Origin of the sequence: Mycobacterium sp. 1165196.3 (assembly GCF_001673415.1) — a bacterium.
GTDB classification, from domain to species: domain Bacteria; phylum Actinomycetota; class Actinomycetes; order Mycobacteriales; family Mycobacteriaceae; genus Mycobacterium; species Mycobacterium europaeum_A.
The window spans coordinates 1-22,409 of sequence record NZ_LZLU01000170.1 but is presented as its reverse complement, the minus strand read 5'-3'; the positions used below and the strand labels follow the sequence as shown (position 1 = coordinate 22,409).

The 22,409-nt window shown below is 64.8% G+C and carries 19 protein-coding genes and 1 pseudogene; 6 read left to right on the top strand and 14 right to left on the bottom strand.

Features of this window, described 5'->3' with window-relative positions; genetic code table 11:
* From A5659_RS18310 to A5659_RS18300, 3 genes are all read left to right on the top strand, one after another.
* A partial coding sequence (locus A5659_RS18310; protein WP_067183221.1) for a fumarylacetoacetate hydrolase family protein occupies positions 1-888 on the top strand: 888 nt, incomplete at its 5' end.
* Positions 885-2,465: a bifunctional 3-(3-hydroxy-phenyl)propionate/3-hydroxycinnamic acid hydroxylase gene (locus A5659_RS18305; RefSeq protein ID WP_067183218.1), complete on the top strand. Its 1,581-nt coding sequence runs from the start codon at positions 885-887 to the stop codon at positions 2,463-2,465. The genes A5659_RS18310 and A5659_RS18305, both read left to right, overlap by 4 nt.
* Before the next feature lie 44 nt (positions 2,466-2,509).
* The gene (locus A5659_RS18300) at positions 2,510-3,685 is read left to right on the top strand and encodes a cytochrome P450 (RefSeq protein ID WP_231997880.1); all 1,176 of its coding nucleotides are present in this window, start codon (positions 2,510-2,512) and stop codon (positions 3,683-3,685) included.
* Between the two features lie 117 nt (positions 3,686-3,802).
* Here A5659_RS18300 and A5659_RS18295 read toward each other — a convergent pair whose 3' ends face one another.
* From A5659_RS18295 to A5659_RS18260, 8 genes are all read right to left on the bottom strand, one after another.
* Positions 3,803-4,777: an SDR family oxidoreductase gene (locus A5659_RS18295; RefSeq protein ID WP_067183212.1), complete on the bottom strand. Its 975-nt coding sequence runs from the start codon at positions 4,775-4,777 to the stop codon at positions 3,803-3,805.
* A gap of 207 nt (positions 4,778-4,984) precedes the next feature.
* Positions 4,985-5,842, bottom strand: coding sequence for an SDR family oxidoreductase (locus A5659_RS18290; protein WP_231997874.1), 858 nt, complete (start codon positions 5,840-5,842; stop codon positions 4,985-4,987).
* Entirely contained in the window at positions 5,839-8,175 is a 2,337-nt protein-coding gene (locus A5659_RS18285; protein WP_369829386.1) for a pyruvate dehydrogenase, read from the bottom strand. Before A5659_RS18285 ends, A5659_RS18290 begins: the two co-directional genes overlap by 4 nt.
* Positions 8,172-9,968: an FAD-dependent monooxygenase gene (locus A5659_RS18280; RefSeq protein WP_067183206.1), complete on the bottom strand. Its 1,797-nt coding sequence runs from the start codon at positions 9,966-9,968 to the stop codon at positions 8,172-8,174. Before A5659_RS18280 ends, A5659_RS18285 begins: the two co-directional genes overlap by 4 nt.
* A 3-nt stretch (positions 9,969-9,971) precedes the next feature.
* Positions 9,972-10,664: a VOC family protein gene (locus A5659_RS18275; protein ID WP_082976110.1), complete on the bottom strand. Its 693-nt coding sequence runs from the start codon at positions 10,662-10,664 to the stop codon at positions 9,972-9,974.
* A 12-nt stretch (positions 10,665-10,676) separates the two neighbouring features.
* The gene (locus tag A5659_RS18270) at positions 10,677-11,636 is read right to left on the bottom strand and encodes a fumarylacetoacetate hydrolase family protein (RefSeq protein WP_067183202.1); all 960 of its coding nucleotides are present in this window, start codon (positions 11,634-11,636) and stop codon (positions 10,677-10,679) included.
* Positions 11,637-11,746: 110 nt separating this feature from the next.
* On the bottom strand, positions 11,747-13,051 hold the full coding sequence (locus tag A5659_RS18265) for a CdaR family transcriptional regulator (protein WP_067183198.1): 1,305 nt from the start codon (positions 13,049-13,051) through the stop codon (positions 11,747-11,749).
* Positions 13,051-13,668 (bottom strand): TetR/AcrR family transcriptional regulator, encoded by a 618-nt coding sequence (locus A5659_RS18260; protein WP_231997873.1) that lies wholly within the window; start codon positions 13,666-13,668, stop codon positions 13,051-13,053. The genes A5659_RS18265 and A5659_RS18260 overlap by 1 nt, the downstream gene beginning before the upstream one ends.
* Positions 13,669-13,785: 117 nt before the next feature.
* Between A5659_RS18260 and A5659_RS18255 the strand changes: the two genes are divergently transcribed.
* The gene (locus tag A5659_RS18255) at positions 13,786-15,126 is read left to right on the top strand and encodes a cytochrome P450 (protein WP_067183195.1); all 1,341 of its coding nucleotides are present in this window, start codon (positions 13,786-13,788) and stop codon (positions 15,124-15,126) included.
* Between the two features lie 41 nt (positions 15,127-15,167).
* Positions 15,168-15,605 (top strand): thioesterase family protein, encoded by a 438-nt coding sequence (locus tag A5659_RS18250; RefSeq protein ID WP_067183190.1) that lies wholly within the window; start codon positions 15,168-15,170, stop codon positions 15,603-15,605.
* Between the two features lie 241 nt (positions 15,606-15,846).
* Here A5659_RS18250 and A5659_RS29010 read toward each other — a convergent pair whose 3' ends face one another.
* Both A5659_RS29010 and A5659_RS18245 read right to left on the bottom strand, forming a co-directional pair.
* A complete protein-coding gene (locus A5659_RS29010) occupies positions 15,847-16,398 on the bottom strand; it encodes a hypothetical protein (RefSeq protein WP_369829385.1) in 552 nt (183 codons plus the stop codon).
* Between the two features lie 30 nt (positions 16,399-16,428).
* Positions 16,429-16,800, bottom strand: coding sequence for a hypothetical protein (locus tag A5659_RS18245; RefSeq protein ID WP_156749264.1), 372 nt, complete (start codon positions 16,798-16,800; stop codon positions 16,429-16,431).
* A 317-nt stretch (positions 16,801-17,117) separates the two neighbouring features.
* Here A5659_RS18245 and A5659_RS18240 point away from each other — a divergent pair, with 317 nt between their 5' ends.
* Complete coding sequence (locus A5659_RS18240) at positions 17,118-18,737, top strand: OB-fold domain-containing protein (protein WP_067183183.1); 1,620 nt, start codon at positions 17,118-17,120, stop codon at positions 18,735-18,737.
* A gap of 10 nt (positions 18,738-18,747) precedes the next feature.
* Here A5659_RS18240 and A5659_RS18235 read toward each other — a convergent pair whose 3' ends face one another.
* The 4 genes and pseudogenes from A5659_RS18235 to A5659_RS18220 form a co-directional block, all read right to left on the bottom strand.
* Entirely contained in the window at positions 18,748-19,911 is a 1,164-nt protein-coding gene (locus tag A5659_RS18235) for an NDMA-dependent alcohol dehydrogenase (RefSeq protein WP_067183180.1), read from the bottom strand.
* 29 nt (positions 19,912-19,940) lie between these two features.
* Positions 19,941-21,413: an aldehyde dehydrogenase family protein gene (locus tag A5659_RS18230; RefSeq protein ID WP_067183176.1), complete on the bottom strand. Its 1,473-nt coding sequence runs from the start codon at positions 21,411-21,413 to the stop codon at positions 19,941-19,943.
* Entirely contained in the window at positions 21,407-22,201 is a 795-nt protein-coding gene (locus A5659_RS18225; protein WP_067183172.1) for an SDR family oxidoreductase, read from the bottom strand. The genes A5659_RS18230 and A5659_RS18225 overlap by 7 nt, the downstream gene beginning before the upstream one ends.
* A 2-nt stretch (positions 22,202-22,203) precedes the next feature.
* A pseudogene (locus tag A5659_RS18220) lies at positions 22,204-22,409 on the bottom strand (amidohydrolase); the annotation flags it as partial.

Sequence of the window (22,409 nt, the reverse complement as noted above, 5' to 3'; positions counted from 1 at the left end):
ACCGGCGCCGCCCGCATCGACACCAACGCCGCGACCACAGCCGAACTCCTCGCCGACAGAGCCGCGATCGACGCGGCTGCCGCCACCGCCGGCAACCTCGCCCTCGACGAACTGCAGCTGCTGTCACCGGTGACCACTCCTTGCCGCGTCGTCGCCCAGATGACCAACTTCGAATCCCACGTCATCGATTCCGGTATGGACCCAAAGACGGTGCCGCTGACGTTTTTCCGGAAGTCCTCGGCGTCCATCACCGGGCCCTTCGGCGAGATCGTCCGCCCGCCACATGTGGAGCTGCTGGACTACGAGGTCGAAATCGGCTTGGTGATCGGGCGCGACATCCCGGTGGGCACCTCCATCACCGACGCGAACCTGGCCGAGTACATCGCCGGTCTGACCATCACCAATGACGTGTCCGCCCGCGACATCCAATTGCCGCAAACGCAGTTCTACGAGGCGAAGTCGTACCCGACCTTCACCCCGGTAGGGCCGGCGCTGGTGCTCGTCGACCCTACCGAGCTGACCCGATTCGGCGACCTGCGGCTGCGCCTGAGCGTCAGCGGTGAGGAGCGCCAGAATTCGGTCGTCGACGGCGACATGCTCTACCGACCGCTACAAGCACTGCAATCGCTGACACGATTCCAAGACCTCGCGGCCGGCGACCTGATCCTCACCGGCACCCCGGCCGGCACCGCGCTGACCGCCCCGTACAAGCCAATCGAGATCATCGGCAACCTGCTACCGCCGGCCGTCAAGTGGAAAGCCTTCTTCTCCCGACAGGCGAAGAACCCGAAGTATCTGCAGCACGGCGACGTCGTCGAGGCCTCCATTGCCACCGACGACGGCGCCATCGATCTCGGCGCCCAACGGTTGGCGGTGCGCCACGCATGAGCGCCCCCAGTGGCGCGCCCGCCGAGCATGTCTCGGTGGCCATCGTGGGCGGCGGTCCCACCGGTATCACCGCGGCGACCTTGCTCGCGCAGTACGGGGTGGACACCCTGGTGCTGGACCGGTGGCCGCAGGTCTATCCGCAGCCGCGCGCCGTGCACCTCGATGATGAGGTCTACCGCATCCTGGCCCGGCTCGGCATCGCCGACGACTTCGCCGCGATCTCCCGTCCGGCCCGCGGTCTGCGCTTGGTGGACCGGAATCTGAAGGTACTGGCAGAATTCCGGCGCGATACACCGGTGACGCAGAACGGCTTTCCAGCGGCAAGCATGTTCGACCAACCCGAACTCGAGGAGTTGCTCCGCCGCAACCTCGCCCGTTTTCCGCACGCCCGATTCCGAGGTGACGTCGAGGTTCTCGGGGTGACCGCAAACGATGCGGCAGGTCCACTGCACCTGCGGATCCGCGACCGCATGACCAACCTCGAGTCGACACTCAGCGCCGACTACGTGCTGGGCTGCGACGGCGCCAACAGCACAGTGCGCGGCGGCGCCATAGGCGCGTCGATGCGCAACCTCAAATTCGACCAGCGCTGGCTGGTCGTCGACATCACCACCACCGCCGACCTGCAGCAGTGGGACGGCGTGCATCAGGTCTGCGACGGGCAGCGGGCGGGAACCTACATGCGTATCGGACCCACGAGGTACCGCTGGGAGTTCGCGCTGCTCGACCACGAATCGGTCGACGACTACGCCACCCTGGCCGCCCTGCGGCCGCTGATCGCCCCGTGGACGCAACACGTCGCCGACGCGGACCTGCGCGTGATGCGGGCCGCCGAGTACACCTTCCGCGCTCAGATCGCCGACCGCTGGCGGCGTGGGAACATTTTTCTGCTCGGTGACGCGGCCCATCTCACCCCGCCGTTCATCGGTCAGGGCATGGGTGCCGGACTGCGCGACGCGATGAACTTGGCATGGAAGATCGCCGCCGTCCAGCGCGGAGATCTCGCGCCCAGTGTGCTCGACAGCTACGAGGCCGAGCGACGGCCGCATGCCCGCGCCATGATCGCCTTGGCGCTCAACGTCGGACGCGCCATGACCTTTGGCGGCCGGCTCGGCGCGGCCGCCCGCGCCGTCGTGCTGCCCCGCGTGCACCTGGTGCCCGGGCTGCGGGCGAAGGTCACCGATTCGCAGACCCCGCCGCTGCGGTCCTCGACGCTGGTTCGGCGCACCCTGGCGACCCGCCGTATCACGGGGCGGCTCTGCCCAAACCCGTTTCTGGGCAACGGTTGTCGGCTCGACGACGCATTGGGAACAGGCTTCGGCGTGATCACCACCGTCGAGCTGACCCCGTCGCAGCGGGACATCGTGGTGACACGCGGTGCCCGCACGGTCCACGCCGCCGCCGGGTCCGAGCTGGCCCGCTGGCTGAACCGCCACCACGTCAAGGCCGCGGTGGTCCGACCCGATCGCACTGTCATGATCGCCGGCCGCAACCTCACCACCCTGTGCCGCGCTGTCCCGCTGTTCCTGGTCGACCGAGCGTCGGACATCTCGCAACGTATCGGCCCGGCCCACTAGGAATAGGAATCGTCCCCGTGTTTCGTCGCCCCTCTGCTGTACCGGTGTACCGGCCCAACATCTACACCCGCGCAGCGATTCTCGACCCCCACCCGCACTACCGTGCCTTGCGTGAACTTGGGCCCGTCGTTTGGCTGGCCCGTCACCGCCTCTACGCGCTGCCGCGCTACGCCGCATGCAAGGCCACCCTGCGCGACGACGGCCAGTTCCTGTCCGGACACGGGGTCGCAGCCAACCCGCTGGCCAACCGCCTCTCGCGCGGCACCACCCTCAACAGCGACGGCGCCGACCATGACCGGCGCCGAAAACTCCTCGCGCACCGCATGATGCCTCGCGCCCTGCGCGCGCTCGGCGATGACGTCGACGCCCAGGCCCGCTCCATCGTCGAGGACGCCCTGCGCCGGGAACAGGTGGACGCGGTCGCCGATCTCGCCACGGCCCTACCGCTGGCCGTCGTGCCCGATCTGGTGGGGTGGCCGCGCGATCAACGAGCCCGCTTACTCGATTGGGGCGCAGCCACATTCGACATCCTGGGACCGGCGAACCTGCAGGCGCTTAAAGCCGTACCGCGCAGCCTGCAGATGCTGTGCTTCGCGCGCCGCGTCGTACGCGACCGCAACGTGTTACCCGGCAGCATGGCCCATGAACTCCTGACCGCTGTCGACGAGGGCAATCTCGCCGTCGACGAAGTGCCGCCGCTGATGATCGATTACATCGCCCCGTCGCTGGACACCACCATCAGCGCTATCTCGAATGCCATCTACCTGTTCGCCCGGCATCCCGACCAGTGGGAACTGCTCAAAAGCGATCGCTCTTTGATTCCCAACGCCGTCAACGAAGTCGTGCGCTACGAGTCCCCGCTTCGCGCGTTCACTCGAAAGGCCGTGCACAGCACGGAGATCGAGGGCGTGCCCATCGCTGCTGGCGCCCGGCTGCTAGTCATTTACGCCTCAGCCAACCGTGACGAACGCGAGTGGGATGCTCCCGACGTTTTCGACATCCGCAACGACGCCGGACGCCACGTCGGGTTCGGCAACGGTACGCACGCCTGCGCCGGTCAAGCCCTCGCGCGGCTCGAGACCACCGCAATGCTCAAAGCCCTCACCGAGAGCGTCGAGCGCATCGAGATAGTCGCGGAGCCAACCTGGGCGATCAACAACATCATCCATCGACACGACCACCTGCCGGTGCGGCTGATCGCGGTCTCAACCCGGCGGTGACGCCTCAGGTAGTGCGTGAGCCAGAAATGGCACGGAGGTATCCGGAAACGTCTGTCGGGCAGCCGATTCGAGTTTACTGAACCAAGGGCGTGGTCAGGACCCGGCACACCCGTAACATCAGATTGCCCCGCGCTGTGTGGCGACGCGTCGAGCGAATTGTGCGTAGGTAGTGGGAGCGCGATTGAGCAGCCGCGGCAAGTGGTCCAGATCGCCGGCTGGCAGCCCGTGACCGTCGTAATAGGTCATCATCGTCACGTACGCGTCGCGGGCTTCGGACGGCCAGCTGCGAATGCCACGGGCGTTGGAAGATTCGCGCAGACCCCGAACCAACCCGGGCAGCGCCTTGAGCCCGACGTTGCGTAGCGAGTGCGCCACGATGGCGGGCACGGTCGAGGCGGCAGCGAGGGGATTGTTCAGCGTGTCGGGCGGCAACCGGACCGCGGTGACGCCATGGCCCAGCGTCTGGCCCCAAATCGCGGCCATCTGCTCGCGCGTGAGTTCTTGCGCGGACAGGTCATAGGTTTTGCCGACGTGGCGTTCTGGGTCGGCAAGTACGTTGGCCGCGGATTCGGCGACATCTTCGACATCGACTACCCCCATGATGCTGGTGGTCGACACCGGGTAGGGCGCCAGCCCGGCCACGATGAACTGCCAGAACTCCAGGTAGTTCTGCATGTAATGCGACGGACGCAAAATCGTGAACGGAATCGGGGACTCATGCAGCAGATCTTCGACCAGAAGCTTCTGGTGGTGGTGTATCAGCGCGTCGATGTCGGGGTGAATCACCGAATGAAAACCGATGTGCTCCACACCGGCGGACACGGCCGCCTTGATGAGCGCTTCAGCGACGGGAACCTCATCGATGACCTGGGTCGGGGCGACGTGGTAGACCTGCTGCACGCCGGTGAGTGCCTGCTCCAGATCGGCCGGCTTGCGCAGGTCACCGACGGAGACCTCGGTCGCCCCGTCGGAGCGCGCCAACTGGGCTTGCGCGCTGTTTTTGACGAATGCGCGAATCGTGAGGCCCCGCGCGGTGAGGCCGCGGATCAGTGGGCGGCCCACCCCACCGGCGGCGCTGGTGATGAGGATCATGACCGGTGTCCTGCAGCGCTCATTACCGGCTGGCCGAGGGGCGGTTGGTGCGCGCCACCGTGGCGTGGCGGGCACCGGGTGGGTTCGGTGTTCACGGGTCTCCTGTCTATGGGATGGGAATTCGGTTTTAGGTTGCGATCACGAGCCGCGACCTAGCGGCGCCGCTTAAAAGGCCTGTAGCTGGCGGATTTTCGTGTCTAGCAACACTCATGGCAGCCTGGTTTGCACAATGGCGCTGTTTGCGCTTGGCTCGGGCGTGGGCGGCATCGTATGAAGCATGCGAGCCACCGTGGGAATTAGGACCCGGCGTGGGATCAGTGCGACGATGCGGGCCGTGAGCGAGTTGGCTCGCCCGGAGACGACGTAGGGCGGTGGGGACCGGCGATTGAGTGCGCGCATCGCGGTAGCAACGACTTGCTCGGGTGACTGCATCGAGCCGGCTATCGCGGCGTTGTCACCGATGACGTCGAAGAACTCCGTGCGGGTGGGCCCCGGCGCCAGCGTGATGACTTTGACGTTCTGCTGTTTGGCCTCAAACCAAAGAGACTGAGAAAAGCTGTGCACGAATGCTTTTGCTGCGGAATACACCGCCAGCGAGGGGATCGGCTGAAACGCCGTGGTGCTGGTGACGTTAATGACGGCCCCGCGGCGCCGCTGGGTCATCGGCGTCAGGAACGCGTGGCATAGATCGACCATCGCAGTGACATCGACCGCGATGATCTGTGCGAACTGCTCGGCGTCACCGTCGAGGAAGGGTCCCTGGGCGGCGAATCCCGCGTTGTTGACCAGCAAGTCGATATCGCCGCGAACGCGCTCGCGCAGCCCGGCTCCCGGGCGGCTCACCGATAGATCGAATTCGACGGTTTCGCAGACTATCGAGTAGGTGTCTGTGAGTTGACTCGCCAAACGATCGAGACGTTTTTTGCGCCGTGCGACTAGGACGAGGTCGGAACCCCGGGCTGCGAGGGCGTGGGCAAACGCCTCACCGATGCCGGAGCTGGCTCCGGTGACCAGTGAGCGGCTAGGCCGAAAAGACATTATTCTCCCCGCTTGTCTGAATCTCACGAAATGACGTCGAGCGCTGCGCGCACGATGCTGTCACCGTCGATGCCGTGGTAGCGATACACCGCGTCGAGGTCGCCCGCCTGCCCGAACGTGTTCACTCCCAACGATTTACAGCGCACTTGATTGACAGTTGCCAGGAAGGCGAGGGTATGCGGATGCCCGTCGAGCACGGTGACCATCGGTGCGGAGCGCTCGGCGGGAAAAACTTGATCCAGGATCCACGACGGCGCCTCGGCCAGCCCGTCGCGACTTTGGACGGCGCGGTAGAGGAGGTCCGGGCTCGTCACGCATACGACTTCGACGGCAACGCCCATGTCAGTGAGCCGGTCGGCGGCGTCGCTAGCCTCGGTGGCCAGCGCGCCCATTGCGGCGATGCAGACCGCGGGAGTGGCGACCGGACGCAGCGTGTACGCCCCGGCGAGTACGTGGCGGCGGCGCCGCTCGCGGGCGGCGGGATCCTGCGGGATGCGTGCCAGCTCTTGGCGGACGGGCCGGGTGGACAGCCGAAGATAGGACGACGTTCCGTCGGGGCGTCCCAAGAGGCCGAGGCAGTGCAGCAGGATCCATTCCACCTCGGCGGCGAAAGCCGGCTCGTAGCTTATGCAGCCGGGCTGCTCGACGCCAATCGATGGCGTCTTGATCGACTGGTGCGCACCACCTTCGGCAGCCAGCGAGACCCCGGACGGGGTACCGACCAAAATGGATTGCCCGCCGGCGTAAATGCCGAACGACCACGGTTCGAGGGCACGCTCGACGAACGGGTCGTAGAGGACACCAATGGGAAGCAGCGGTTCGCCCCACCGGCTCCACGTGGCACCGAGTTCACTGAGCAGGCCCACGAGGTTGACTTCGGCGATGCCGAGTTCCATGTGTTGCCCGGTCGGGCTTTCACGCCAATGCATGATGGAGTCGGCGTCGTCAGCGAACCAATCGGGCCGCTCGGAGGGCGACCACACACCCACCTTGTTGAGCCACCCGGCGAGGTTGGTGCTGGAGCTGACGTCGGGGCTCACCGTCACCACTCGTCGTGCGACCTCGGGTGCCTCCCGCGTCAAGTCGAGCAACGTGCGTCCCAATGCGCTCTGGGTGTTCGACACTGCTGGAGGGGTGCGCCCGATGTCGGTCGGCACCGGCGGTGGTTCATCAATGCGAATCTCGCCCCGGTGTAGTCGTCTGGCGGTCTCCTTGCAGAGCTGGCCGGTCGATGAGTGAGAGTCAAAACGCCGGAATGGATTTCGAGGATCTTCTCCCAATGTGTGGGCCAATTGAACGAACTGTTCATCGGTCAGCAGCGAGGAGTGGTTCTGCGGATGACCCTGGGTGGGTAGCCCGTACCCCTTGATCGTGTAGGCGAGGATGATGGTGGGACGGGAGTCGTCGATCTGGTCGTAGGCCTGCTGCATTGCGGTGATGTCGTGCCCGCCGAGGTTACCGATCGCCTTCAACAGGGTGGCGTCGTCGAGATACTCGATCACGGCGGCGACGGTGCCGGCATCTGGGCCGGTGCCCGGCAGCCGCGAGCGCAGTTCGTCAGCTGAACAGCGCAGCAGGCGTTGATATTCGGGGTTCGGCATGGTCAGGATCCGGGTGCGCAGCGCATCGCCGCCAGGCCGGCCGAACAACTCTTCGAGCAGCATTCCGAATTTCACGGTGAGCACTTGCCAACCCGCGGCGGCGAATGCGTCCTGCAGGCGTTGGGAGGCGATATGGGGCACGATGCGATCCAAGGACTGGCGGTTCATGTCGACGATCCAGACGATCTCGCCCAGTTCCTGCACGCCTGCGTCCATCACCGCTTCCCACACCGCGCCCTCGTCGAGTTCTGCGTCACCCACCAGAGAGTATTGGCGTCCCGTTCCAGCGCCGCCGAATACGGTGTCGACGTAGCGGCGAGCAAATGTAGCCCAAATAGGGGCAGTGGCACCGATTCCCACCGATCCGGTGGAGTAGTCGACCGGATCGGGATCTTTGGATCGACTGGGGTAGCTCTGCAGGCCGCCGAATTCCCGCAACGTCGTCATATACCGCTCGTCGAGGGTCCCGAGCAGATAGTTGATGCTGTGTAGTACCGGGGAGGCATGCGGTTTCACCGAGACCCGGTCATCGGGTCGGAGTTGCCCGAAGTACAACGCCGTCATGATGCCCACCATGGAGGCCGACGACGCTTGATGTCCACCAACCTTCAAGCCGCTGGGATTCGGCCGAATCCGGTTAGCGTAGTGCACCATCGCCGTCGACAACCACAGCACACGCGAGGCGATCAGATCGAGGTCCGGCGTGGTGTTCCGGTCGTGCGGGGAAGGCGCGGAGCCTAACGGATGAGCGATGGTCACGGTGCCTCCTGGAGGTCCGGCACCCACGTCGGGTAGACGTCGGCCCACGCGCTTTCAACAAATTCAACAAGCTGATCGGCTGCTGCAGCGCCAATACTGTTGCGCCACACAACGTGTCCGTCGGGCCGGACCACGACGGCGCCGCGATCACCGACCTCGAACAGCTCGATCAACGCGGCGCGATCGTCGGTGTTCGCCGCGCTCAGGGCGACCACGGTGACCGGCACAGTCATCGGCGTCTCGGCGAGGCCTGCGCTCCAGCCCTGCGGGTCAGCGGTCAACAACGTGAGCCCCGTGTCGGCGAGGACCTCGTGGGTCGATACATGCGAACCGTCCTGCGTGGTGATGAACGCATGCGGCAGCCGCGCCCCCGGATGGGTTGTAGGTTGATAGAACGCGACATCGCTGTCGGGACAGCGTCCCTCGGAGGCGTCGATGAGCGAACTGGTGTAGGCGTAACCGAATTCCAGGCCGCTGGCCACGAAGTGTTCCTCTTGGCCCGGCACGGCGTCAATGATGTGCTGGCGCATTCGCCGACCGCGGGGCCCACGGCGCAAAAGTGTTTTGGTGCGTGAAGTTTGGGCATAGGTCAACGCGTCGGCGACGGCCGCGACCATCCGGTCCGGAACCCTGCTCAGACGAAGCTTTCCCGCGAGTTCGGTCGCTTGGTGCAGCGACCGATTTGTGATGCCCAGCGGCTCGGTGACGTGGTCGAGCGTGAAGTGATTGTGAGTGCTCTGCTCGGCGAAACGCGCTACGACAGAACGTCGTTCGGCCTCGTAGGTGTCCAGCAGGGAGTCCGCCGCCCCCCAACGCAATATGGCCGCCAGCTTCCAGGCCAGGTTGTGGGCGTCCTGGACACCACTATTGAGTCCGAAGCCGCCAGTGTGCGGAAAGCGGTGAGCGGCGTCACCGATGAGCAGCAATCGTCCGCGGCGGAATCGATCGGCGAGCTGAGAGGTCATGGTCCAGGTACCCGTCGACCGGATCCGATATGGTGTCGAACCAATTACCTTGGGCAGAACACGATCCCAAAACCGGTGGCTATCGCGCGCGATCATCTGGGCCCGGTGGAGATAGGGCGTCATCAACACGTAGCCGTCGTCGGCGTGCGCGATCATCACGCCACTGAAGCGAGGATGGTAAATCCAGCTGAGCAGTGGGCGGTCCGCGCCGTCGGGGTACATCCCGGGCGCGTGGAAGAAGACACTACCCATGTTGGCCAGCACCGGGCCCTGCATGGTGATCCCGGCGGCGTCGCGCAATGTGCTGTTCGCCCCGTCGGCGGCGATGATGTATCGCGGTGACAACTCTGTCGGTTGAGAGCCTGCCGAGCGCAGGGTCAACCTCTCGCCGTCCATCTCGGCGCAACAGCCCCGACGGAAGTCGATCAAGGCTTCATTCTCGAGGGCATCCCACAACAACGGCATGAGTAGGTGCTGACCGATGTGGGAAATGAGATACGCGCTGTGCGTTCGCACTTCGGCCAGCCGGTCGGGTTGGGACAGCAGGTCGATCTCTCCGAGCGGGGCGGTGCGCACGTCGGTACACCAACGGATGATGTTCACCGTGTCGATCGGCGGAGTGATCGATTCCAGGGCGCGCGTCAGCGCGGGGGAGGCCCGGTTCCAGATCTCCAAGGTGCGCGCGTTGATGACATGCGCGGCCGGATGCAGGCGAGGGTCAGTGCGTTGTTCGACAACTGTGCTCGCAATGTCGTAGCGGGCCAGCAGCAAAGCCAGGGTCGACCCGGCGGCGCCGGCGCCGACGATCACGACTGAGTCAGTATTCATGCCTCACAACGTCTTCCAGGTAATCGCACGTTTGTTGGAGCGGGGCTTGGTGCCGGGGCGAGTACCCGCGCCGCGGGTCAGCAGCTCCTCTAAAGGTGCACCCGCGCGGAGCTGTTCAAGAAGGTAGTCCGGATCGATGTTGGTGCCGATTGGGTTTTCACTGAATTCGCTGCTGGCGAAGTACTCGGCAGTCTGCTGGGCGGTGGGGAAGTTCTCGGTCTGAAATTCCAGCCGAATGCCTTCGGGGTCCTCGTAGTACAGGCTGGTCGTAGGCCCGTGGTTGATGGACCAAACCGGAGTGATCCCCGCCTTCTTCAGCCGTTCATAGGTCAGCAGCAACCTTTCGACCGAGGTGAAGGTGAACGCCAGATGGTCGATGCCGTAGGCCTTGCGGCGCCACCGCGACAGCGGGAAGACGTACCGCAACGGCGGGGGAAGTTTCACCAGCGCCAACCGATGGCTCTCGTGATCCCAAGTGAGGAAGGCGATCTGATTGTCTTCGTGGACGACCCGGGCGCCGAACACGTGCCCATACCACTCGATCATTTCGGCACTGCGAGCGGTCTTGACCACCCAGTGGGCGATGAAATCCGGCACGAGCCGGTCGGGAAGGTCCCCGAGATCCGGCGGCCCCGCGGCGGTGCCGTCGGAGCCCGCCGAATCGGAGGGTTGCAGCGGACTTGGCGTGGCGCTCAACGCAACTCCTTTCTAATTGCTCGGGGCGACGATGACGTTTCGCTGAGTGCCCAGATCGAGAGTCCCGGCGGCATTGCGTATCGACGCGGTCACGACGTCACCGAGACGCAGATAGGGCTTGCGCTGGTTCTGCTTGACGAATGCCGCCCACAGCGTCTGTTCGGGCAGCAGAGCGGTCGCGAGCCGGCGGATCAACGCGGGCGGGGAGGTCGCCACGCAACCGTGCGGGGTGCCGGTGAGCAGTACGTCACCAGGACTGATGTTGCAGAACTCGGTCAACTCGGTCAGCGTCTCGGCGGGCCGGTAGAGCATGTTCGCGGTGTTGTCGCTCTGCCGCAGCGACCCGTTGACCTCAAGCCGTAACTCGAGGTCGTCGAGCAGACCGAAGTCCTCGGGTTCGAGAACAGCCAGCACGGGCCCCAACGGACAGAAGCCGCGGTAACTCTTGCCCTTCAAGAACTGCCCCTGTGGTAACTGGACGTCCCGCGCGGAGAAGTCGTTGGCGATGGTGACGCCGAAGACGTACTCGTGCAGGTTTTCGACGGTGACCGTGGTCGGCGCGTCGACGGATCGGCGCAGGACCAGGGCCAGTTCGATCTCGTAGTCAAGCAGTGTGACGTGGGCCGGGCGGATCACCCGATCGTGCGGTCCGGTGACGGAGGCGTCGGTCTTGTCGAAGAACAAGTTGAATGCGCGGTTGTCGGGGTCCATCCCGGACTCGATCGCGTGTTGACGGTAGTTGGCGCCCTGACACATCACCCGGCACGGCGTAGTGACCGGTGAGAGCAGCTCGACGTCGGGCAGCACCACCTCAGCCGGTGCTGCCGCCGCCACGCGCCAGTCGGATTCACCGCGCTCGATGAGGTCGGCGGTGCTGTCGTATTGCCCGGCGAGTGGTGAAACGACGTCACCGGTGATGACGCCCCAGTAGACGTTCCCGTTATCCCGGTATCGGACGAGATGAACGACCACCGGCTTCTCCAGCTCTGCCCGTCGCTCGACGGGCTCAGTGCTCAGTCAACTGCGCATCGACCCATTGAAGCCTGGTCTCGAGTCCACAATCGGTCGGCTCTGATTGGACCTCAGTCCAATGGTGACGCCGCTGACCGCAGAACCGCGGGGCCTAATTCTTCGGCGAGGGTCAGGGCGGCGTGCAACTGCAGCCGGCGATCGGCCACAGGTTGGCCTCGCAGCTGCTCGGCGCGCTGCACCCGGTAGGCCACGGTGTTGCGCGCGACGTGGAGATCCGTGGCGGTGGCGACCAAACTCCTGTCACGGTCGAGGTAGCGCTTGAGGGTGCGACGGACCGTGGCAACGGAATCTGCGCTAGCAGCCAAATCGCCGAGCTCGCGGGCGACGAACGCGCGGGCGGCGGGCAGGTCGGTGCTGAGCATGGCGACCAAGTCGAGGTCCTGGTAGCGAAACGACCATGCGTCGCGTGTCGACATCGCACCGACGCGCGCCGTCTCGGCCGCCTGCCGGTGGCTGTCCCGGAAGCCCTCGACGCCGGCACCGGCTAGTCCGATCGCGATGCGCACGCCCGGAGGCGGCGGCGTGGTGGGCACCACCGACTCCGGCGGCTGCGACGTCCGTGAACCCCACGCCCAAACTCGCTGGGCCCCCACGGGAAGAACGAGCGTCGAGACGCACCCGGCACCCGAAAGCGCCTCGGCGGCAGCGGCTCTGAGGTGAGTAGGCTCGGCGGGCATGCTGGCGCCAGTCCAGACGATTACGGCCAGGTGCCAGCGGCTCAGGTCGTACCCGAGAACCCGAGTGGCCCGCTCCATCGGAACGGCGTTGCCCTGCAGGAGGTCCTCCACGATCTCCATACGCAGCGCCACCGAGCTGGTCAACCACGCCTCCTGCGCGCGGGCGTACTCCGCTGTCATGCGTTCGGTCAGGACATCGACGATGCCGAACAGGGCCTTGTCGATCCGCCTCATCTCGCTGAAGCGCTGTGACTCGGGCACCACGCGCTCGGCGACGTCGAGGAGCACCCCTGCGGCAGTGGCGTGCGCCACGTGGATGCTGCGCAGCATGTGTTCGATCCCGATCCCGCGCGCCACTACCTCCATCGGGCCCGTGAGCACCCCCGGCATCGCCGCGAACGTCACGTGGTCATCGAGCGCGAGCGCGGAAAGCGTTGCCAAAGCTACCCCCTCGCACCCCCGGGCGACCTCCTCGGCGACCGCGTCCACCGCCAGCTCCGGGATCGCAGTAGTGATGCTTGCCGTCATCAGCGCACCCAGTTCGACTGCCCAACCGGCCGGCCCGGGTCCCAGGAGTGCGGCCAATTCCTCGGCGCGCTCGGGGAGCACGGAGGTATCCGGAAACGCCCGTCGCGCAGCCGGTTCGAGTTCGCCGAACCAAGGGCTGGTCAACGTCATCACCGAGCCGGGTTGATCAGTGCGATGGCGCTCTGCACCGCCTCGTCGGTGACAGTAGCCAGAGGTCGGCCATGTTCAACGGTGTGTGCCGCCAGTTCCCGAAGTCCGCCGATCAAGAGCACAGCCCGTGCATGGGGAACGGGTGCGATTCCCATGGCCTTCAATTCGTCTGTGTCGCTGAGAGTTTGGACCAGTTCGATAAACTGCTCCATCGCGGCGCGCTGCAGAGAACGTGCAGCGGGGCCCAACGCAGGAACGTCGCGAATCCAAGTCAGTGTGAGGTGCCGACGACGCTCGGCCCAGTCGAACCACGTCTCCACCGCTTGCCGAACCTGAGTCGGCCACGGTGCGGTGGGATCGACCGCGCCGCTGACTGCCGCGAGGTTGTCATCGTTGGTCTGCGACAGCAGAGCGACCAGGCAATCCTCACGGTCGGAGAACACGGCATAGAACTTCGACTTCGAGGTTCGTGCCCGGCGGACGACGTCGGCCACCATCGAGTTTCCATAACCGACCTCGGCGATGCACTCCGCCATTGCGTCAAGAATGCGGCGCCGGTAGATCTCGGAATCCGTCCCAGTGACTGGCGCGAGTCCGGGCTCGTGCAGTGCGTTCACATCAGGCCCCTTCTACCAGGGTCAATGGTAGGGCCGCGGCCCTGACAACCTTGGTGACCGGCGTGCGGTACACCAACGTACTAAAGTCTAGTACGTTGGTGTACCAAAGGAGGTCTGATGGCTCAAGTCACTGGCGACCCGGTGCGATTGCCGCCAGGTATAACGGCCCCCCGCGCCATCCAAGGTGCGGCGATGCTGGTCAACCGCCCACGCGCGCTCGAGTTCGCTCGCCGACGACACGGTTCGGTGTTCAGCGTCTCGCTTCCGATCTTCGGACCCAGTGTCGTCCTCGCCGATCCTGCGCTGCTCAAGGAATTGTTCACAGCCGGCGATCTGGTCAAGACTCTCACCAACCTCGGCGACGTCATCGGACCGGGTTCCTCGTTCAGCCTGAACGGCACCGAACATCTCAACCGCCGCAAACTGCTCATGCGGCCCCTGCATGGGAAGCGGATGCCGATGTATGAGCGAATCATCGAAGAAGAAGTCGCCCGCGTCCTGGCTGACTGGCCGGAAGGTACGTCGTTCGCCACGTTGCCGTCGATGATGAACATCACCCTGAACGTGATCCTGCGAGCCGTGTTCGGCGCGGAGGGACCCGAGCTCGCGGGCCTGCGTGAGCTCCTTCCGCCAGCGGTGCTGCTGGCATCCCGAATGACGGTGCTGCCCGCGGCGCTACGCCGTGACCTCGGACGCTGGAGCCCGTGGGGACGTTTGGAACGTATGCGACGCGAATGCGACGAGCTCATTGCGACGTTGATCCGCCGCGCCCGGTCTGCGCCCGATCTCGCTGAACGCACGGATGTGTTGTCCATGTTGGTCGCCGCCAGGGACGACGACGGCGAGCCGATCCCTGACGACCACATCATCGACGAGCTGCAAACTTTGTTGGCCGCCGGTCATGAAACCACGGCCACCACGTTGGCGTGGGCGGTGGAACGGCTACGTCGACACCCAGACTTGTTGGCCCAGCTTGTCGAAGAGGTCGACGCGGGTGGGTCGGAACTCCTGCAAGCTACGGTGTGGGAGGTCCAACGCAGCCGGCCGGTGATCCCGGTCGTCCTTCGCGTGACGACGGCGCGCACTCGGTTGGGTGAGTGGGTTTTGCCCAAGGATCACACCGTGATCGCAAGCATCGCTCTGTCGCATTCCTCGAAGCAGAACTACGCCATGCCGGAGCGCTTCGATCCCAACCGTTTTCGGAATGCCAAGCCCGATACGAGTGCCTGGATTCCGTACGGTGGCGGCGTACGCCGTTGCGTCGGTGCAGCATTCGCCAACACCGAAATGCTGATCACGCTGCGCGAAATGCTGCGCACCTACACACTCGAACCCACCGCGGAGCCCGACGAGAAGCCACGGTCTCGAGGGATCGCCAACGCGCCCGCGGCAGGAGCCCTGGCCGTGGTTCATCGGCGCGGCTCGCCGAATAACCGGCCCAAGATGGGAGTCGGCTGATATGACCGCACTGCTATGCACCGACAGAACTGGACGTCGTCATGGATGACGCTCCGACCTTCGCGCAGTTTCCCGCGCACGCTTACGACAAGTTGCGCTACGCAGACACTGACCGACAGGGGCACGTCAACAATTCAGTCTTCTCAACGGCGTTGGAGACCGGCCGGGTCGAACTTCTTCACGCGCCCGACGCCGGCATCACCGAAGCCGGGAAATCATTCGTCATCGCCCGTCTTGAGCTCGACTTCCGCGGGGAGTTGATGTGGCCCGGGCAGGTCGCGATCGGGACGAAGGTCCAGTCGGTGGGCCGTTCCTCGATCACCTTGGCGCAAGGTCTGTTTCAGCATGATCGATGTGTGGCCCTGGCCACCACCGTCGTCGTTCAGGTCGATGACCGTACTCGCCGGGCGACTCCCTGGAGCGCGGCCGCCGCCACGCGCCTGCTGGCACTTCAGCCGCCCGGCAGATCGGACCGGTAAGGCGAAACGCGATCGCAAATCCGCAACGCACTTTCGTCGCGTCGTTTCCCGGCCTTCACGCCCGAGCAATCCACGTGCCTAGTTTTCCGTTGCAGTTCTCTTCTGATCGGTCGTGCGTCGGCTAGCGAGTTCGGTTATTCCGCCTGCGGCGAATCGCACTAGCGCTTGGTGGCGTATGTCGATGTCGTTGGTATGCATGCGGCCGTGGGTGAGGCTGTCGAGTCGCAGGTTGTTGGAGTAGCTATGCATCGTGGCAGCGACCAGGTGCAGGTACGCATGGTGGATGGCGGTTCGTCGGCGGGGGGAACAGGTCGTGCAGGCGATCAATGAAATCGATCGCCATACTGTTGAATTCGTCAGCAACCAGTGCGCGGATGGGGTAGCCGGAGTTGGCGAGTGAAGCGATGACGCGAAAGTAGTTGGCCCAGCCTGGATCACCGGCTCGCTCGCGCATCGGTTCAGCGAAGGCCCCGATCAGTGCGTGCAACCGGCTCGTGCGGCTGTCGCGAGCCGGCAAGGCGGTCAGGCGGCTCGGCGGTCCTGGTTGAGCGGCGCTATGCGACGCAGGACCACGGCGCGGAACATTCCTTGCTGACTTTCTCTGGTTGGACCACAGGCTAGAGCGGGCTTGACGCAGTCCGGCCAGGGTGGAGAGAAATAGCCCACAGCGGTACCTGAAGCACGAGAGCGAACCGCCAGTAGGTTGGAGCGTCGAGCACCCGGGTCCCGGTTGAGGAGGGGCAACCGTTGCGCGGCCCGCGAACCTACACCGCCGCTTACGAGGGCCCGTCACCTTAAAGCTGTCTGCAGCGGCAGCCTACGTTCAGCTCGTCCATGGTGCGTTTCGAGGCGTTGCGAGGGTCAAATCGGCCACGGCGACAAAGTATTTGCCTCTCCATAGCTCAGCGTCGACAGGGTCGTCGATGCAGAACGCCTGATCGCCAAACGTTTCGTGTGCCTCGAGGACGACTGCAAGCTTTGCGAGCATGCTGGGTAGGCCTTTCGAGTACCAAAGCTGTCTCAGGCCGACGAGATCGCTGAGGTTTTTGAGGTCGTAAGTGAGGCTGACTACTTCGTCAGCGTTATTGGCGTGCTCGGCTTTGACAGCGGCAAGCGATTGCTCCAATTGTGCGAGTGAGCGTTGCTGTTCAATCAACTCACGCACGAGTGACCACACGGCGACGGCTGGATCCATTCGAAAGGGTCCTTGGGCTTCCATGTCCGGCATGCTCATCTCGTCGTTTCCCCTTTCGTCAAACGGTGCTATCCGGTGCCGCGGCGAGTGGGGTGGCCCCCCGTGGACGCGATGTAAACACAGTCGGTCACCGCCGGGATGCGTCCAAGAGAACGTGCCCTCTCCGAATGTGAGACCATGGTGACAATGCCTCTTACTGATTTCGAGAATACACATACTCACTGTTGCAGGCGCTGTTCGTCATCTGAGCTTCGGGAATATTGCCCCGGCGCCGAAAAGGGGGGCGTTGTGCCTCGGCGACTGGGCAAGGTCACGCGATGAGACCACTGCCGCAGCTCACACCGTGGAACCAATGGTTCTGGACGTCCGGGCGGGACGGCCAGCTGCGTATTCAGCGTTGCACGGAGTGCCGTACGTACGTGCACCCGCCGGTGCCGATCTGTCCGTCGTGCCGTGCGACATCGGCCGAGCCCGAGGTGGTTTCGGGCCGGGCGACGGTGGTCGGTTATACGGTTAACGAGCATCCGTGGATTCCCGGATTCGAGCCACCGTACGTCATTGGGGTGGTGGCGCTCGACGACTGCACTAACGTGCGCCTAACGTCCAACATCGTCGGCTGCCCACCCGAGGACGTGCACGTTGGCCAGCGCGTCGCCGTGCGCTTCGAAAATGTGAACGACGTCTGGCTTCCGCTCTTCGAACCCGCCGGCGGCACCGACGAGCGAGACCTCGTGGGTCCGCCCGCGCTTCTTGCGCCACGACAGCCGGTGACATCCGAGCGGTTTGAGCACCGATCCGTGATCTCGGGCATCGGCCGGTCTGCAACCGGGCGCCGGTTGATGGTGGATCCGCTGTCACTGACCGTCGACGCCTGCTTGGCCGCCGTCGCCGACGCGGGCTTGGAACTCGCTGACATCGACGGTCTTTCGACATATCCAGGACCCGTCGGAATGGGTATGAGCGAAGGCGGGATCGGAGCTGTCGAGGAGGCGCTGCGCATCCATCCGACCTGGATCAACGGCGGCATGGACCTGCCCGGTCAGGGCGGCGCCATCATCGCCGCGATGCTGGCGGTGTCCGCGGGCCTTTGCCGGCACGTCCTTTGCTTCCGGACGGTGTGGGAGTCGACATTCGCCGCGCTTCGGCTGCCCGCGGGCGGCGGACGGGTGACGGGTCCCCTGCAGTGGTCGTTGCCGTTCGGCGCCGCCTCCGCGGCCAACTGGATTGGCGTGAATGCCAACCAGTATCTGCACCGATACGGTGCGGGCCGGGAGCTCTTCGGCATGATCGCCGTCAATGCGCGCCGCAACGCCGCGCTGAACCCCTTGGCCATCTACCGCGAGCCGATGGCGATGGCCGACTACTTCGCCGCGCGGCCCATCACCTCACCCTTTGGTTTGTACGACTGTGACGTTCCGTGCGACGGTTCGATCGCGGTCGTGGTCTCCGATGCCTCGATCGCCGAAGATTTGCCACGTCCGGCGGTGCGCTGCGACGCCGTCGGCACACAAGTCGCCGAACGCATCTCGTGGGATCAAGGAACACTGACCCACGAGCCCCAAGTCATCGGCCAGGCGGCGCATTTGTGGAGCAGGACTGACCTGCGTCCCAAGAACATTGACCTGGCCCTGTTGTACGACGGCTTTACGTTCAACTGCGTGTCGTGGCTCGAGGCCCTGGGTTTCTGCGGATTCGGCGAGGCCCAGGAATGGCTGGATGGCGGCAGACGCATTGCGCTGGACGGCGAACTCCCACTGAACACGCACGGCGGCCAGCTGTCGGAGGGGCGCCTACACGGATTCGGCTTCCTTTACGAGGCGGTGCTGCAATTGCGCCACCAGGCCGGCAGCCGTCAGGTCAAAGGCGCACGCACCGCCGTGGTCAGTACGGGTGGAGGAGTGCCGTCCGGGGTTATGCTGTTGCACCGCGCGACGTGACGTCGCAACGCTATTCGAACGCGATGACTCCGCGAATATTCTTGCCGGCGCGAAGGTCTGTCATAGCCTCGTTGATGTCGTCGAGCTTGTACTTCTGCGTGACCAGCTCGTCGAGCTTGATCAGACCCGCCTCGTACATCGCCAAGAGTTTCGGCATGGCCTCTCGCGGGTTCAACTCGCCGTAGAGCACGCCTTTGAACGTCTTGCATGAACTGACCATGTCGGTGAGGACGATCGGCACCATCAAGTCGGTGATCTTCGGCATTCCTGTCAGCACACAGGTTCCGCCCTTGCGCAACAACATCATCGCGGTCAAGATCATGTCCGCGGGCACGACCCCGGGGGTGAGCACAACCCGGTCGGCCATCACGCCCCAGGTGATCTCCTTGACCAAGTCCAGTGCGGCGCCGATGTCGACGGCGGTATGGGTGGCCCCGAACGTCGGCGCGACCTCGCGCTTGAACGCGTTGGGGTCGACCGCGACGATGTGTTTGGCGCCGGCGACTTTCGCGCCCTGCACGGCGTTCATGCCTATCCCACCGACACCGACCACGACGACGGTATCGCCGGCTTGGGTACCCGCTGCCACCGACCCCGACCCGAATCCGGTCGTCACACCGCAGGACACCAGCGAGGCGGCCTCCAGCGGAATCCAGTCGTGGACTTTGACCAGTGAGCGCTCGGAGGCCACCACGTACTCGGAGAAGGTACCGACCTGCATCATGGCCATGAGGTCCTCGTCGCCGAGGTGGCGCCGGCGGGTGCCGTCGGTGGTCATCGCCTTGCTGTAGATGTCGGCGCCCACGTCGCACAGGTAGGTGTGGCCGCTGGCACACCATCGGCAGTTGCCGCAGGCGGGCAGGAACGAAATAGCCACGTGGTCACCGGGCTTCAGCGTCTTCACCCCGGAGCCGACGGCCTCGACGATCCCGGAACCCTCGTGGCCGCCGAGCATGGGAAACCATTCCGGCACCGGAAGTCCGGACGCCCGCATCATCTCTTCCATGTCCGCGGTCGGGACGCTGTCGCCGGTATAGAAGTGCTCGTCGGAGTGACAAATTCCCGCATAGGCCATTTTGACCAGCACTTCGCCCGCGTGCGGTGGGTCGAGCTCTACGTCGGTGACTTCCCAGTCCTCACCGACACCGCGTAACACCGCTGCTTTGGACTTCATTGCGTCTCTTTCGTTGGGACTGATTCCGGTCAGGAGGCCGGCCAGCCGACAGTTTTTGTCTCGGTGAAGATCTCGAGTCCCTCGATGCCGCATTGCCGGCCCACGCCCGACTGCTTGTAGCCGCCGAACGGCGCGTCCGCGCCGTACCACAGTCCGCCATTGATGCCGAGCGTGCCGGTTCTGATCCGGCGCGCCACGGACTTGGCGCGATCCAGGTCATTGGCGAACACCACACCCGACAGGCCATAGATCGATTCGTTGGCAATCCGCACGGCGTCGTCGTCACCGTCGAATCCGATGACCGAAAGCACGGGCCCGAAGATCTCCTCCTGCGCGATCGTCATCTTGTTGTCGACATTCGCGAACACGGTCGGCTCGACGAAATACCCCGTCGGCAGATGCTTGGGCACCCCGCCGCCGGTGACCAGCCGGGCGCCTTCCTGCCTGCCCTTCTCGATGTATCCGAGGACCCGCTCCTGTTGCTTCTTTGACACGACGGGCCCCTGCAGCACCGAGGGATCGGTCGGGTCGCCGTACTTGTTCTTTTCCATCGCGGCCTTGACGATTTCGACCGCTTCGTCGTACCGAGAGTTCGGCACCAGCAGGCGGGTGGGCATTGCGCAGCCCTGCCCGGCATGCATGCAGATGAACGCGCTGCCGCCTACCGGGCCGCTGATGTCACCGTCTTCGTCCAACACCAAGTACACGGATTTGCCGCCGAGCTCGAGGAAGGTGGATTTGACGGTCTCGGACGCGGCGGCCATGATCCGCCTCCCAGTGGCCGTCGAACCGGTGAACGCCACCATGTCGACCAGCGGTGACGTCGTAATCACCTCCCCGACGCGGTGATCCGACGACGGGACGATGTTGATGACGCCGGGCGGGATGTCGGTCTGGTCGGCGATGATGCGACCGATCCTGGTGGCATTCCATGGCGTGTCGGGAGCGGGCTTGAGCACGCACGTGTTGCCCATCGCCAGGACGGGACCGACCTTGTTGAGGATGATCTCGAACGGGAAGTTCCATGGGGTGATGACACCGACGACGCCGACCGGTTCTTTCCAGACCTCGCGGGTCGTGAGACTGCCCATGCCGAATGCGTCCTTGTCGGGAAGCGAACGCTGCCAGGCGAATTCGCCAATCATGTCCGCGGGCCATGTCAGGGCCTCGTTGAGGGGCACGTCGAGCTGCGGGCCGTAGGTGGACAACACCGGGCAACCCACCTCGGCGACGAGTTCGGTGCGCAGGTCCTCGCGTTCGGCTTCCAGTGCTGCCTGCAATTGCCGCAGCCCCGAGGCACGCACATCGCCGTTGCGTGACCAATCGGTGCTGTCGAACGCGCGCCGTGCCGCGGCGATGGCGCGTTCCATGTCTGCGCGGGTTCCGTCGCACGTAGCGCCAAGGAGCTCTTCCGTCGCCGGGTTGATGTTGTCGAACTGTCGTCCGGTCTCTGACTCGACGAGCTTGCCGTCGATGAGCATTCGCGATTCGTGGTTCACCATTGCCGGAGTTCCTTCACTGCATCGGAGGCGCGCGGGGCCAGCGTCAGAGAGGGAATGAAACTGCTGTTGCCGCAACGGATGACGGAATGGACCACTTCAGTCAGATGTTCGGCGTCGACGAGACCACCAAGCATGTATTTGTTTTCCATCCAGAACTTGATGGCCGATTCCAGAGCGTCTGGGTCCCAGCTCTTGTTGAACTCGGTTTGTGCGTCACCGGTGCCGCCGAGGCTGTCGCCCACCGCCAGACGGGTGAAGCCGATCTCCGGATGTTCGATGCGCCAGGCCTCGACGAGCTTGTCCAACGCGCTCTTCGTCACCGCGTATGCCCCGAGCAGCGGCCACGGGGTGGTGTAGGACGCACTGAGCGATGACAAGTACACGGCGGAGCCCGCTGATGCCGCCAGGTGCGGCGCCGCGGCCGCAGTGACCAGCGAGGCCCCGGTGACATTGGTGGCGAACAACTGCGCCCACTGTTCCGCGGTCATCTCGCGTAGTGGTGCCAGCACTCCCATACCGGTCGTGTACACCAGGGCGTCGAGCCCACCGAGCGCATCGACGACCTGGGATATGGCCTGCTGGCACGCCTTGGTCGCGGTGACATCACACGCAACGGCCACCGCGCCGTTGCCGGCGTCTTTGGCGGCCTCGACCAACCTGTCGTATCGACGCGCCAGCAGCGCGACGTGGGCGCCTCGGCGCGCCAGTCCGGTGCCGATGCATCGGCCGAGACCGGCGGAGGCGCCGACGACCGCGACTCGCAAAAGTGGCTGTCCCGTGTCAGACATTGTCAGACATCGAGTTTCGCGCTGACGGAGCCGAGGGTCGCACCCGCGGTCCGTTCGAACCGGCCGTGGTCGAAGCTGCGGATCTCGACGTCGTGGTCACCGGCTCCGGCGCGCAGGGCGCCCACCGTGCACTGCTGGCGGGTTCGGTGCTCGAACGGGTCAAACGAATACCACCGGCAGGCATTCTCGTAGGTGATCTTGTTGACCT

Excerpts from the sequence above, each read along its gene's own strand:
- A5659_RS18250 (WP_067183190.1), top strand. The coding sequence starts at position 15,168 with ATGGATGACGCTCCGACCTTCGCGCAGTTTCCCGCGCACGCTTACGAC.
- A5659_RS18235 (WP_067183180.1), bottom strand. The coding sequence starts at position 19,911 with ATGAAGTCCAAAGCAGCGGTGTTACGCGGTGTCGGTGAGGACTGGGAA.
- A5659_RS18255 (WP_067183195.1), top strand. The coding sequence starts at position 13,786 with ATGGCTCAAGTCACTGGCGACCCGGTGCGATTGCCGCCAGGTATAACG.
- A5659_RS18230 (WP_067183176.1), bottom strand. The coding sequence starts at position 21,413 with ATGGTGAACCACGAATCGCGAATGCTCATCGACGGCAAGCTCGTCGAG.
- A5659_RS18240 (WP_067183183.1), top strand. The coding sequence starts at position 17,118 with ATGAGACCACTGCCGCAGCTCACACCGTGGAACCAATGGTTCTGGACG.
- A5659_RS18305 (WP_067183218.1), top strand. The coding sequence starts at position 885 with ATGAGCGCCCCCAGTGGCGCGCCCGCCGAGCATGTCTCGGTGGCCATC.
- A5659_RS18280 (WP_067183206.1), bottom strand. The coding sequence starts at position 9,968 with ATGAATACTGACTCAGTCGTGATCGTCGGCGCCGGCGCCGCCGGGTCG.
- A5659_RS18265 (WP_067183198.1), bottom strand. The coding sequence starts at position 13,051 with ATGACGTTGACCAGCCCTTGGTTCGGCGAACTCGAACCGGCTGCGCGA.
- A5659_RS18245 (WP_156749264.1), bottom strand. The coding sequence starts at position 16,800 with ATGGATCCAGCCGTCGCCGTGTGGTCACTCGTGCGTGAGTTGATTGAA.
- A5659_RS18295 (WP_067183212.1), bottom strand. The coding sequence starts at position 4,777 with ATGATCCTCATCACCAGCGCCGCCGGTGGGGTGGGCCGCCCACTGATC.
- A5659_RS18225 (WP_067183172.1), bottom strand. The coding sequence starts at position 22,201 with ATGTCTGACACGGGACAGCCACTTTTGCGAGTCGCGGTCGTCGGCGCC.